At 60.5% G+C, this 11,720-nt stretch carries 14 protein-coding genes; 5 read left to right on the top strand and 9 right to left on the bottom strand.

What is annotated here, in order from left to right:
- Positions 1 to 13: 13 nt before the first annotated feature.
- From tnpC to ACTJI5_RS22880, 6 genes are all read right to left on the bottom strand, one after another.
- The gene (gene tnpC, locus ACTJI5_RS22855) at positions 14 to 1,537 is read right to left on the bottom strand and encodes an IS66 family transposase (RefSeq protein WP_440859285.1); all 1,524 of its coding nucleotides are present in this window, start codon (positions 1,535 to 1,537) and stop codon (positions 14 to 16) included.
- Between the two features lie 31 nt (positions 1,538 to 1,568).
- The gene (gene tnpB, locus ACTJI5_RS22860; RefSeq protein ID WP_440859286.1) at positions 1,569 to 1,895 is read right to left on the bottom strand and encodes an IS66 family insertion sequence element accessory protein TnpB; all 327 of its coding nucleotides are present in this window, start codon (positions 1,893 to 1,895) and stop codon (positions 1,569 to 1,571) included.
- Positions 1,896 to 1,921: 26 nt separating this feature from the next.
- On the bottom strand, positions 1,922 to 2,341 hold the full coding sequence (locus tag ACTJI5_RS22865; protein ID WP_440859287.1) for a transposase: 420 nt from the start codon (positions 2,339 to 2,341) through the stop codon (positions 1,922 to 1,924).
- Between the two features lie 301 nt (positions 2,342 to 2,642).
- Positions 2,643 to 3,644, bottom strand: coding sequence for an NAD-dependent epimerase/dehydratase family protein (locus ACTJI5_RS22870; RefSeq protein WP_440861955.1), 1,002 nt, complete (start codon positions 3,642 to 3,644; stop codon positions 2,643 to 2,645).
- 16 nt (positions 3,645 to 3,660) lie between these two features.
- Positions 3,661 to 4,041, bottom strand: coding sequence for a hypothetical protein (locus tag ACTJI5_RS22875; protein WP_440861956.1), 381 nt, complete (start codon positions 4,039 to 4,041; stop codon positions 3,661 to 3,663).
- Between the two features lie 141 nt (positions 4,042 to 4,182).
- Positions 4,183 to 5,037, bottom strand: a complete 855-nt coding sequence (locus ACTJI5_RS22880; protein WP_440861957.1) for an EamA family transporter — start codon at positions 5,035 to 5,037, stop codon at positions 4,183 to 4,185.
- 80 nt (positions 5,038 to 5,117) lie between these two features.
- Here ACTJI5_RS22880 and ACTJI5_RS22885 point away from each other — a divergent pair, with 80 nt between their 5' ends.
- Positions 5,118 to 5,732: a class I SAM-dependent methyltransferase gene (locus ACTJI5_RS22885; RefSeq protein ID WP_440861958.1), complete on the top strand. Its 615-nt coding sequence runs from the start codon at positions 5,118 to 5,120 to the stop codon at positions 5,730 to 5,732.
- A gap of 687 nt (positions 5,733 to 6,419) precedes the next feature.
- On the opposite strand, the gene ACTJI5_RS22890 is transcribed toward ACTJI5_RS22885, so the two are convergent.
- Both ACTJI5_RS22890 and ACTJI5_RS22895 read right to left on the bottom strand, forming a co-directional pair.
- On the bottom strand, positions 6,420 to 6,617 hold the full coding sequence (locus tag ACTJI5_RS22890; protein ID WP_440861959.1) for a hypothetical protein: 198 nt from the start codon (positions 6,615 to 6,617) through the stop codon (positions 6,420 to 6,422).
- Positions 6,618 to 6,757: 140 nt separating this feature from the next.
- A complete protein-coding gene (locus tag ACTJI5_RS22895) occupies positions 6,758 to 7,600 on the bottom strand; it encodes a hypothetical protein (RefSeq protein WP_440861960.1) in 843 nt (280 codons plus the stop codon).
- Positions 7,601 to 8,311: 711 nt separating this feature from the next.
- Between ACTJI5_RS22895 and ACTJI5_RS22900 the strand changes: the two genes are divergently transcribed.
- Positions 8,312 to 8,686, top strand: coding sequence for a glycine zipper 2TM domain-containing protein (locus tag ACTJI5_RS22900; RefSeq protein WP_440861961.1), 375 nt, complete (start codon positions 8,312 to 8,314; stop codon positions 8,684 to 8,686).
- Positions 8,687 to 8,740: 54 nt separating this feature from the next.
- Here ACTJI5_RS22900 and ACTJI5_RS22905 read toward each other — a convergent pair whose 3' ends face one another.
- A complete protein-coding gene (locus ACTJI5_RS22905; protein ID WP_440861962.1) occupies positions 8,741 to 9,232 on the bottom strand; it encodes a DUF983 domain-containing protein in 492 nt (163 codons plus the stop codon).
- A 157-nt stretch (positions 9,233 to 9,389) separates the two neighbouring features.
- Here ACTJI5_RS22905 and ACTJI5_RS22910 point away from each other — a divergent pair, with 157 nt between their 5' ends.
- The 3 genes from ACTJI5_RS22910 to ACTJI5_RS22920 form a co-directional block, all read left to right on the top strand.
- Positions 9,390 to 9,710, top strand: coding sequence for a helix-turn-helix domain-containing protein (locus ACTJI5_RS22910; RefSeq protein ID WP_440861963.1), 321 nt, complete (start codon positions 9,390 to 9,392; stop codon positions 9,708 to 9,710).
- Positions 9,707 to 11,368: a SulP family inorganic anion transporter gene (locus ACTJI5_RS22915; RefSeq protein ID WP_440861964.1), complete on the top strand. Its 1,662-nt coding sequence runs from the start codon at positions 9,707 to 9,709 to the stop codon at positions 11,366 to 11,368. The genes ACTJI5_RS22910 and ACTJI5_RS22915 overlap by 4 nt, the downstream gene beginning before the upstream one ends.
- A gap of 95 nt (positions 11,369 to 11,463) precedes the next feature.
- A partial coding sequence (locus tag ACTJI5_RS22920; RefSeq protein WP_440861931.1) for a PhnA domain-containing protein occupies positions 11,464 to 11,720 on the top strand: 257 nt, incomplete at its 3' end.

Genomic DNA, 11,720 nt, shown 5'->3' on the forward strand with positions numbered 1-11,720 from the left:
GTAAGCGATGTTTTCAGGCCACGGCGGTCCAGGGCATGAGGTTGCGGACGGCATTGGCGGGATGCCCGTTGGCGAGCTTGGTCAGTATTTCGGTCAGCCAAGTGTGGGGGTTGAGACCGGAGAGCTTGCAGTTTTCGATGAGCGTGGCGATGACGGCCCAGTTGTCTCCGCCTTCATCAGAGCCTGCGAAGAGGGCATTTTTGCGGTTCAAAGCGAGGGGGCGGATCGACCGCTCGACGGCATTGCTATCGAGGTCGACCCGGCCATCGTCGAGGAAGCGGGAGAGCCCGTCCCAGCGAGTGAGCGCGTAGCGGATTGCTTCACCGATCTTCGCTTTGGCGCTGACCTGACGGCTGCGGGCTTCAAGAAACCGACGCAGATCGTCGATGATGGCGCGGCTGCGCTCGCCCCGGGCTTGTTGGCGCTGTTCGGGCGGCGCACCTCGCACCTCGTCTTCGATGGCATAGAGCAAGGCGATGCGGCGCAGCACCTCGGTGGCGACCGGCGATGTGTCGGCGAGCTCGTAGAACTTGCGGCGCACATGGGCCCAGCAGAAGGCGAGCCGAATCTGCTGACGCCGCTTCGCCAGCGCGGCATAGCCGCCATAGCCGTCGACCTGCAGGATGCCCGCGAAATCGCCGAGATGGGCTTCTGCCCGCTCAGCCTTGCGGTCGGCGGCATAGACATAGGCGACCATCGGCGGATCGTTGCCGCCCCAGGGGCGATCATCGCGTGCATAGGCCCATAGCTGCCCGGTCTTGGTCCGCCCGCGTCCGGGATCGAGCACCGGCGCCGTCGTCTCGTCGGCGAACAAGCGTTCCGATCTTCGCAATCGCTCGAGGATGTGATCGCGCAAGGGGCGCAAATACCATGCCGCCCGGCCAACCCAGTCGGCCAGCGTCGAGCGATCGAGCTGGATACCTTGCCGGGCATAGATCTGTGTCTGCCGGTATAGCGGAAGATGGTCGGCATACTTGGAGACCAGCACCTGCGCGATCAGCGCTTCGGTCGGGATACCGCCCTCGACGATCCGCGGCGGTGCCGGGGCCTGCACGACCGCACCCTCGCATGAACGGCAACCGTAGCGCGGGCGGCGGGTGACGAGGACACGGAAGGTGGTCGGCACGACATCGAGGCGCTCGGCGACGTCCTCGCCGATCTGATGAAGCGCGCCGCCACAACAGACACAGGTCTTCGTCTCGACATCGACGATCTGTTCGACCCGCTCCAGATGCGTCGGCAGCGAACCCCGGTTGGTCTTCCGCGGCCGCTGTGCCGGAGCCCCGCTTGCCTTGTCGCGAGCGTGTTCGGCCGCGGCCAAGGCCGTCTCGACTTCCTCGAGGGCAAGCTGGAACTGATCGGGATCGAGCTGTTCGGACCGGCGGCCAAAACGGTGACGCTGCAGGGCGTCGATGATCGCTTGTAGACGCTCGACCTCGGCTTTGAAAATCTTGAGCGCATCGAGCTCGCGAGCCTGTTCGAGGACGAGCGCGCGAAGCGCTTCAACGTCATCGGGAAGGTCGGCTTCCATGAGCATGGAAGCAGTGAATCAGCATGGGAAGGCCGCGTCAACCGGCAATCTGCGGAGCGATCGGGCGGCGTCCGCCATGCACTCGGCGCCAGTCCAGACCTTCCAGCAGAGCGCCAAGTTGTGCCGCCGTCACACGCATCACGCCGTCCTGAATCCCCGGCCACTTGAAGCTCCCTGACTCCAGCTTCTTAGCCATCAGGCACAGGCCGGTTCCATCCCACCAGACCAGCTTGATCCGGTCGGTCCGCTTCGCCCGAAAGACGTAAATCACCCCGGAAAAGGGATCGCCGCCATACTCGGCACCGACCAACGCCGCCAACGCGTCCGGCCCTTTGCGGAAATCTACGGGCCGCGTTGCGATCATGACGCGGGCGCCAGCGCCAGGCCCGATCATCGAGCCGACCGAAGGGCTTGCACCACGGCAGCAGCCAGATCGGCCTTGGCCGTTCGCCCAATCCGGATCACGGCACCATCGATCTCCACTTCTATCGCGACATCGCTGCGTCGGGCGTTGTCGGCGACCACCGGCACGAACATCGGCTCCGCATCCATCGAGCCACGCTGGGCTTCCAGCGCGTAACGAAGCTCGCGGCGCCAGGTGTAGAGCTGGGAGGTCCGGATATCGTGCCGCTGAGCAAGCGCCGTCAGATTATCGCAATGCTGCGCTTCTGCGACGATCGCCAACTTCTGCTCCACGGTCCACGATCGGCGTCGACCGACCGTCCCACTGAACACCTCGAGGCGCCGGGCCGGCTCCGGACTAACTCCAGTGCGCGTGTCCAGTCCGGTCGTTAGCGTCGCGTCGTCCATATCCCCTCTGGTCTGCCTCAATCACGAAACCAAACAAGGTGGGGCCCGAACATCGCTTACTTCGTAAGTCATCCTCGCCGACTTAAATCGGCGTCGCTCCTCAATCGGTTTGTCAAATGCCAGCGCGTCTTTATTGAGTCGTAGCTGCCGAGTTGCTGCTTCTGCACACACCGACGGGCAGGGGAGTGTCACAATATGAAGTGGCGCTCCCCTTAACTTTCAATGTCATCAACCAGCATGAGGCAATGCGATGAGCGCGAAGAAGACGCGGATCGCCGGTGTCAAGAAACAGGCTGTCGGCTTAACGCTTCGCCCATTCTTTCGTGTACCAATTTACAAAGGCCGGAATTCCGACAGACATGGGAGTTGCCGGGTAAAAACCGAGATCTCGACTAATGTCTTCGATATCTGCAAACGTCTGATGAACATCGCCATCTTGCATCGGCAATAGATTGATCTTGGCTTTTCGATCGCATGCCTCTTCGATTGCTTGAATCAGGTCGGTTAGCTGTTCGGGACGGTTGTTGCCGATGTTGTATAACCGATGAGGTGTCGTGAAGCCGCCCGGTTTTTCTCGATTATCGTCTTTGGGAGGATGATCGAGCGCCAAGATTACGCCGTTTACGATATCGTCGATAAAGGTGAAATCGCGAAGCATGTCGCCGTGATTGTAAACGTCGATTGGACCGCCACTCAGTACTGCTTCGGTGAACTTCCATACGGCCATATCGGGCCTGCCCCATGGCCCATATACGGTAAAGAAGCGCAGGCCCGTTAGCGGTATCCGGAAAAGGTGGGCGTAGGTTTCGCTCATCAGTTCATCGGCGCGTTTTGTCGCTGCATAGAGCGAAATCGGTGTATCGGCGCGATCGGAGACCCGGAAAGGCGTATCCGATCGCATCCCGTAGACTGACGAAGACGAGGCGTACACTAGGTGCGAAATGGCTCTGTGGCGCGCCAACTCCAGAATATTGACGTGGCCTGAAACGTTCGAGTGGATGTAGGCGGCTGGATTGTCGAGCGAGTAGCGCACGCCAGGTTGAGCACCGAGATGTACGATGCGTTCGATTGTCTCATTGGAAAGCGCATTGGAGAGCGCGTTGGCGTCGCCAAAATCGACATCCAGAAAAGAAAACGACCGACCATGGATTGCCTCAAGGCGCGAGATCCTCGCGCGCTTGAGGTCAAGGGAATAATATGGGGTGAAATTGTCGATGCCGATCACATGTTCGCCACGATCGAGCAATGCGGCGGCGACGTGCATCCCGATGAAGCCGGCTGCTCCGGTTATAAGCGTTGTCACATTCACTCCTCATATCCTACGCCGGCATCGGCGCGATGTCGCCGCCGGAAACGGCTAAGATTGAGCCGTCTTTGCGGCTTTTAGCGACGCAATGGTAAATTCGCAGGTAAGAACCGCTTGAGCAATGCTGCGCTGGAATGGGACCGCTGCCGCGGATGTTGGCCGCAGCATTCCAAATGCGGATATCGGGTTGTTGAAAAGTGGTGAGCCAAGTCATTGACGTTTCGAACTTTTTCCGAATATCTTCGATAACATCAAAGAAATTGGTCGAGCGATATCGGGCCGCGTTCGACGAAGCAGCCTGAGGCCGTAAAGCTTGTCGAAGCAGCTGGAGGCAATGTTGTTGGAATCGTGTGTGCGATCTGGCGCGGCGATGGCACGCCAGGAATCGCTTCATTGCCGGACCTGACCGTTGCGGCAGCTATGACCAAGGACGACCTGCTTGCTTAAACGCCGGAAACCGATCGATGCCGTCATTTCAGCCGGATCGGCGCCGAAAGGCTGAAACGGGGTGGAAAGAGGACGAGCAGTCTTGCGACTAAATTGTTGAAGAAGCCGCCGTGGCAAGGATGAGAATTGCACCGGCAGCGATCACAGCGGCGCCTGCAGTTCGACGGCGATCAACATGCTCGCGAAGCACAAATGCTGCGATGAACATCCCAAACACCACGCTCGTTTCACGAAGCGCCGCGACGATGCCGACGGGCGCAAGCAGAAGAGCGAACAGGGCTGCGCCGAAGCTGATAAGACTGGTAAAACCTGCCATCAGGCCTTGCCGACCTTCGGAGCGGAGGAGCGATATAACCCGCCCACGCCGGGCAAATGCAAAAATTGGAAACATTATGATGCCGTCGAGCAAGAAGAACCATGCCACGAATGTCATCGCGGCTGGTGCAAGCCGGATCGTATGAGCATCGACGACGGTATACGCCGTCGTCAAGAGCCCCGCAATGCTGGCTGCGATCAATCCCGCCACGGCTATCGAGCGTCCGACAGCAATGAGCAAAATACCTCCGCTGACCAGCCCAATTCCCAATACGCCCGCAACCGTGATACGATCGCCGAGCAGCGCCACCCCCAATATTGCCGTGGCGATCGGTGCGACCCCTCGCGCAATCGGATATGCCACGGCGAAGTCATTGGCTTCGTAAGCACGGATAAGAACAAGCTGATAGCTGGTATGCAGAGCGCATGCGGCCGCAAGCCAAGGGAGCATCGAGAGTGTCGGTAAGGGGACGAAAAAGCAGAAGGGCAAGAGCGCGAAGGTCCCAACAGCCCCGATCAATGCACGAACTGCCAGCTTATCTTTACCAGCCTTCAACAACGCGTGCGCCAAGGCGGTAGTAACCGAAGACAGCAATGCGAGCGAAACGCCAATGCCGATGTAGGTCACGCCCCTCGCATCCCCAATAAAAACCCCAGTGACTGACGCACCTATCGCGACCAGAGAAGGTCCGCTAGCGAGAAAGGCTCATGGCGGTCGAAGGAATCCTCAGCAGATATGCGACAGCGGCAAACGCCGATCTCATCGCAAGGCTTGAAGCCATTTCATCGCACGATGTCTATGCGCCTGTGCTGAACCTACTGCCGACAAAGCCCGTTAGAATGGCGGATATCGGAGCAGGAACTGGCCGTGACGCCGCGTGGTTCGCTGGGCAAGGTCATCATGTGCTTGCGGTTGAACCTGTCGAGGAGCTTCGAACCGCTGGAATGACACTCCACGATAGCCATGGGATTGAGTGGTTGGATGACCGGCTTCCCGAACTCACCAAGGCGCGAACGACGGGGGTGTTTAATCTCATCACCATTTGCGCTGTTTGGCAGCACCTTGACGACGATGCGCGCCAGCTCGCCATGGCCAATCTCGCACATATGACAACTGCGGATGGCCTGCTGATCATGTCGCTTCGGCACGGCCCCGGAGCCGACGGGCGACAAGTGTTCCCGGTGTCCGCAGACGAGACCGTTAGCGCGGCGGGCCTATGTGGCTTCGAATTGGTGCAACGGACGGAGGCTGCGTCGGTGCAGGCCAGAAATCAAGCAAACGGAGTCTTCTGGACCGGGCTTGCATTGAAAAAGGCCAGCTAATGGGGAGTTTTTTGCCTCGCTGCCACGACCGACTTCGGTCGTTCAGGTCGTCCACGCGAGACCTCTGAGAATGTCGGCTTTCTTGAATTAGTCCCCGGAAGCTGCCTGTCTGAAACCGGCCACCTGCCGACCCGGTCTACCTGAGCGGCATCGGTCCATTTCGGACCATTTCGTGGTGGCTAAACGCGCATCGTGAACCTTAGCCTCGTATCGAAGGGGAGCGTTATGCCATACTACCATGTGAACAAGAATGCTCAGTCGAATGGGGACCACGAGGTCCACCAGACTGGGTGCGGGCATGAACCGAATCCGGAGAACCGGGTTTCGCTTGGATCGCATGCAACCTGCCGAGGTGCCGTGCAGGAGGCAAAGAGGACCTACAGCCAATCAAATGGGTGTTATTACTGCTGTAACGAATGCCACACGAGCTAGCTTTCCCATTATCGGTTCCTACTCGTCCGCTCTTTTGGCCGGGTCTAAAGTGAAAGGCCATCTATCGGCCTAGCTTCGGCTGGGGACCGGGTCGTTGATGTCCGTTATTCACAGTTTTTGCTCGAAAGCCGCCCGACCGCAATCCGCCAAAAGCCGTGCACGATACTGAGCGAAGTGATGCACTCACCGAACCTTCGATGCGCTTATTGGCGCCGGATTTGGCAAAGACGACCCCTTTTTTCCGAAAATCCAAGTTTATGCCGATGGCGGGCGGTTTTTAGCCAAAATCGCGGGCAATCGCTCTGCGATCTCTCGCCAAGTCAGGGTGTCACCCATATGACCACGCGCAACGGCGTCCTGCAATTTTTCAGCAGCCGCGGCCTCTGCTTCAAAACCATGCTTGGCGGCAAACATCACGGCAGCAGACCAAAACTCCCATTTTGCTACAGTCATTGCGGTTCCCGATCGCCCAAGATTTCGCTGGCGAAGCGTTGCTCGCCCTTTAGCTGGTCAATACGCTGATCGCCGACCGATGCATTTGCTCCGACAGGCCCACTATGGGTTTTATCAAATACCGTGAAAGGAGGGCCGGCTTAGGACGTAGTGGCGAATCCGCATTGTTTCTGTTCCATCGCTATCTGCTTGGTCATGCGCGTCGCATTCTCCGCATAAGCTTCTGTCACGGAGCCCTGATTCACCGTCTTGCCGCGGAGCGTACTCACGCCCTCGCAAAGGTGGAAGACATGCGGTGTCGACGAGGTCTTGGCGCCATTTTCTGGCGCGATCCAATAGACCACATCCTGACCAGCGGGGTTTGCGGCCGTCTTCGTCGCGTCAGCCACCGCGGTGGAGTCGCGCGCGATGTCCTGCGCCTGAGCGGCAACCGCGGGGGAACAGGCGGTGGTTGGCTCGGCTGCTTTAATCTGCGCCGCGCACTGGTTCATGTCCTGAGTATATTGTTCGGTCGAAGGCGGTTTGAAGTCGATCCCGACCAAAGTGGCGAGCAGCGCCAATACGACGCCGACGCCGCCAGCGATCTTCTTGTTCTTGGGATCCATATCCTTGTCCATGAAAATCAGGACAATCAGCGGCAGGAACGCGATCATGGTGATGATCGCACCGAGCTGATTCTGGACGAAAAAACGGAAAGCGTCAGCCCGACTGGCCGGGTCGTGGGTGTTGGCCTTTTTCCACATCACACTGCCGGCAATCGCAAACACGGCGATCACGACCAGAAGGCCGATCAACAATAGAAGGTTGCCGTGGTCGAACTTGTGCTGCTTGAGCAAGACGATGCCGGCGATCTCGGTGCCAATGGCAACAACCCACGACAGCGCGGCGTAAATGCGAAGGCGCTTTGCGGCACCCTTCTGATCCTGCGTCGCTTGCCAAGCTTTCGTGACGTCGGTTTCTACCGTGGGCTGGTTGTCAGACAAGTTCAGATCTCCCCCTATTGACACTTCTTCTGCACGACAGACGCCGAACGAGAAGACTAAACCGCCTCGGACAGCAAAGAAAGTCCTACTTAAACTTCGCTCGGCAGATTGAGGCATATGGCGTTTCGACCCCGAACAGTCGGCGATTTCTTGCACAATGCCCTTTCGGTCGAATTGAGATTACCCATCACAGAGAAGATGGCACCGGGCGAAAGTAGAGTCATCGGCCGTCGGATTCGACCTTCTGCTCATGCTCTGTTATGGCGGGTCTTGGGGGAGAGAGCGATGATGAAGGCATTTATCGGCGCCTTGGCGCTGCTCGCGATGACACCTGCGTCATTGCCGCTATGCGGCACAGCAATGGCTGGAAGTTGCTGCAAGGTATGCAGCAAGGGGAAAGCCTGTGGCAATTCTTGCATAGCGCGAGAGAAGACGTGCCATCAGCCCACTGGCTGCGCCTGCAACGGCTAGAGGGCATAGCATGTCGAGAGGTGGGGTCAGGGCTCAGGAAAGGCCTTGCGATGCCGCTCTGTTCCAAAAACCGGCCGCATGTCCCGCTTGCGCAAATTTCTGGCCGAAAGATGCCGGTCTGCAGCCGGTCACATGACGCCGAAAAATGTGGCAGGCGGCAATTGTCTTCGCGAACAGCATTCATCGGGTGTTCGGGCACCGTCTGCTATTCGGTGAGCAGAAGCGAAGGAAAAACATGTCATGAGGAAGATTATCGTCGCAGCGATTCTCGCCGCCGTCGCCATGCCGACGGCTCCCGCTTTGGCCGATCCGCCTCCTTGGGCTCCGGCGCATGGAAAACGCGCCAAAGATCGCAGTCTCTATGACAGCTATGGGCGCTATTATGAACCGCGACGCCTGTCCCATGGTGACCGCATCTGGCGGGGGGATGACGGGCGCTATCATTGCCGCCGCGACAATGGCACCACCGGCCTGATCATCGGTGCCGCGGTCGGAGCCCTTGCCGGACGCGAGCTCGACGGTGGGCGCGACCGGACGGTGGGCACAATTATCGGTGCTGCGGGCGGCGCCGTACTCGGGCGCGCGATCGACCGCGGTGAGCTGCAATGCCGCTGAACGGGAGCGTATCGAACGCCGAGAGGCTGCGTTGACCATCTCCCGTGCAAAGCGTCACGCTTTGCGGTCACTCGCCTCCGGAGCGGGCCGTTCCCTCTCGAATCCGTGCATGCCCAGCCACCACTGCAACGCGATGATCGCGCCCTTCGCAGGCTGAAGAAACCCGATCATCAGCGCCAGCATCAACGGCACGATGATCGCGGCCAAGGCGGCGAGCGACAGCGGCGTATCCCGGATGAGTGCGATGATGATGGGCGCCATGATATGGCCTGTCAGGAGGATCGATACATAGGCCGGGAAGTCATCGGCCTGCTGATGCATCCAGTCCTGCAGGCAACGGGGGCAAATTGCCACCGGCTTCAGGAAGCGGATAAACAGCTTCGCATCGTTGCAACGCGGGCATTGGCCTCGTGCACCCCGGAACATCGCCGCCCAGCCCGAGGTCGGGAGCGCAAAGTCTTCGCTTCCCGGATCCTGATCGTTCGGCGGCGGCGGAGTCTTCCTGGTGATGGGGCGGTCGAAGGGCGACACCATAAAATTGGGCATTAGTCGCGTTCTCCGTGACGAACGCCCGAACTGCATTCGTGGCAGGCGCCCGCTTCGGCGTCATAGATTGATCGATTGCTTAGCATGATCGATATATACAGCATTAGATGATGGTGTTAAGATTGATAATTGATGTATAAAACACCAAGGAGCTGATATGATCACCTCGCAGCAGATGCGGGCCGCGCGTGCCCTTCTGGGGATAGATCAGCGTCAGCTCGCCGAGCTGGCAGGTCTTTCGCTTCCAACGATCCAGCGCATGGAAGCATCGAACGGTCAGGTGCGCGGTGTTGTCGATACGCTGGTGAAAGTGATCGGCGCCCTCGAAAGCAACGGCATCGAATTGCTCGGCGAATATTCATCGAGCGTCGGGACCGGGCGCGGCGTGCGCCTCCGCGAAGTGGCGGACACCGATCCCAAGCGGCCGGGGCGCGGACTTCTGTCTGCCAAATTTCCGAGCAGGCCCGAAATTCGGTGACACCCGAGACCTATACGCCGAAGCTCTTTACGGTCTTTCGCGAGGGTTATTCCGCCGCCACATTCCGCGCCGATGCGATCGCCGGCCTGACCGTCGCGATCGTCGCCCTGCCGCTCGCCATGGCGCTCGGCATCGCCAGCGGCGCCTCTCCCGACAAAGGGCTGATCACGGCCGTCGTTGCGGGTTTCCTGATCTCGGCGCTCGGTGGATCGCGCGTGCAGGTGGGCGGGCCGACGGGCGCCTTCGTCGCCGTGATCTTCAACGTCATCGCGAGCCACGGCTATGACGGCCTGTTGATCGCGACCTTGCTCGCCGGGCTCATCCTCATCGCGGCGGGCCTGCTCCGTTTCGGCCAGATGATCAAATATATCCCGCATCCGGTGGTGACCGGCTTCACCGCGGGGATCGCTGTCATCATCGCCTCGAGCCAGGTCAAGGACTTCCTTGGCCTTGCGATCGATCGGGTGCCCGTCGATTTCCTCCCCAAGTGGCAGGCTTATCTGGGGGCGCTGTCCAGCGCGAACTGGGCCGCAATCGGCGTCGGCGGCGGCGCGCTGGCGATCATCATCGCGTTTCGCAAATTCGCGCCGCGCCTGCCGGGCTTCCTGATCGCGGTGGTGGCGAGCTCCGTTGCGGTGGCACTTTTGAACCTGCCGGTCGACACGATCGGTTCGCGCTTTCCCGATATACCGGCCGGGCTCCCGGTGCCGTCGTTTCCCGACATCTCGCTCGTCAAGATCAATGCCGTCCTGCCGTCGGCCTTCACGATCGCTTTCCTCGCCGGGATCGAGGCGCTGCTGTCCGCCGTCGTCGCCGACGGCATGGCGGGGACGCGGCATCGCTCGAACCAGGAGCTGGTCGGGCAGGGCGTCGCCAACCTCGGTTCGGCGCTGTTCGGCGGCCTCCCGGCCACCGGAGCGATCGCGCGCACCGCGACCAATATCCGGTCGGGTGCGAAGACTCCCGTCGCGGGCATGATGCACGCGGCCTTTCTGCTCGTCTTCATCCTCTTCGGCACGGACCTGATGGCCTATGTGCCGATGGCGGCGCTCGCGGCGATCCTGTTCGTGGTCGCCTGGGGCATGAGCGAGTATCAGCGCTTCCTCGCGCTGCTGCGGATGCCGAACAGCGACCGGGCGGTGCTGCTCATCACCTTCGGATTGACGGTCCTCGTCGATCTGACGGTGGCGATCGCGGTCGGGGTGACGCTCGCGTCGCTGCTTTTCATGGCGCGTATGGCCGAAGCGGTCGAGGTCGATCGAAGCGGGCGGCGCGACGCCGAACTCGATGCCGAAGATCTCGACCAGCGCGATGACCTGCCGCCGGGCGTCGAGGTGTTCCGGATCGCCGGTCCCTTCTTTTTCGGGGTCGCGGGTGAGCTGCTCGACACGCTGCGCCGCGTCGGGCAGTCGCCGCGCGTCATCATCTTGCGCATGCGGCTCGTACCGCTCCTCGATGCGAGCGGCGCGCAGGCACTTGAGGAATTTGTCGAACAGGCCCGGCTGGCGGGCGCGCGGGTGATTGTCTCGGGGGTGCAGCCCCAGCCGCGGGCGATGCTCGGGCGGATCGGCCTTGGCGAAGCGGCGGGCCGCATCGCCTATGCGGCCGATTATGCGGGCGCGCAGGCGCTTGCGATCGATCTCGCGGGTGCGAAATGACAGCGGCCCCTGTGAGCGGCAGGCCATTCGCACGCGCCGTTTCTCGATCGGCCGGCGGCCGGGAAACCCAATTCTGACCAAGTCTGGAGAATGAAATGAGTGACAGTGACGACTATGCCTATGACGAGGAAAGCGGCGAGTGGATGCCGGCGTCGGAGCTTGCGGAACGCAAGGCCGCGGCCTCGCAGGTCGAGGTTCGCGACGCGGTCGGGAACCTGCTCGAGGATGGCGACAGCGTCGCACTGATCAAGGATCTCGAGGTCAAGGGGGCCGGCAAGACGCTCAAGGTGGGGACGGTCATCAAGTCGATCCGCCTGACGGGCGATCCGCAGGAGATCGATTGCCGTCACGA

Source organism: Sphingopyxis sp. 22461 (assembly GCF_052044915.1).
Classification (GTDB): domain Bacteria; phylum Pseudomonadota; class Alphaproteobacteria; order Sphingomonadales; family Sphingomonadaceae; genus Sphingopyxis.

Coding starts and splice junctions, on each gene's coding strand:
- ACTJI5_RS22905 (WP_440861962.1), bottom strand. CDS start 9,232: ATGCCCAATTTTATGGTGTCGCCCTTCGACCGCCCCATCACCAGGAAG.
- ACTJI5_RS22890 (WP_440861959.1), bottom strand. CDS start 6,617: ATGACTGTAGCAAAATGGGAGTTTTGGTCTGCTGCCGTGATGTTTGCC.
- ACTJI5_RS22875 (WP_440861956.1), bottom strand. CDS start 4,041: ATGAAGCGATTCCTGGCGTGCCATCGCCGCGCCAGATCGCACACACGA.
- ACTJI5_RS22900 (WP_440861961.1), top strand. CDS start 8,312: ATGAGGAAGATTATCGTCGCAGCGATTCTCGCCGCCGTCGCCATGCCG.
- tnpB (WP_440859286.1), bottom strand. CDS start 1,895: ATGATCGCAACGCGGCCCGTAGATTTCCGCAAAGGGCCGGACGCGTTG.
- ACTJI5_RS22910 (WP_440861963.1), top strand. CDS start 9,390: ATGATCACCTCGCAGCAGATGCGGGCCGCGCGTGCCCTTCTGGGGATA.
- ACTJI5_RS22885 (WP_440861958.1), top strand. CDS start 5,118: ATGGCGGTCGAAGGAATCCTCAGCAGATATGCGACAGCGGCAAACGCC.
- tnpC (WP_440859285.1), bottom strand. CDS start 1,537: ATGCTCATGGAAGCCGACCTTCCCGATGACGTTGAAGCGCTTCGCGCG.
- ACTJI5_RS22865 (WP_440859287.1), bottom strand. CDS start 2,341: ATGGACGACGCGACGCTAACGACCGGACTGGACACGCGCACTGGAGTT.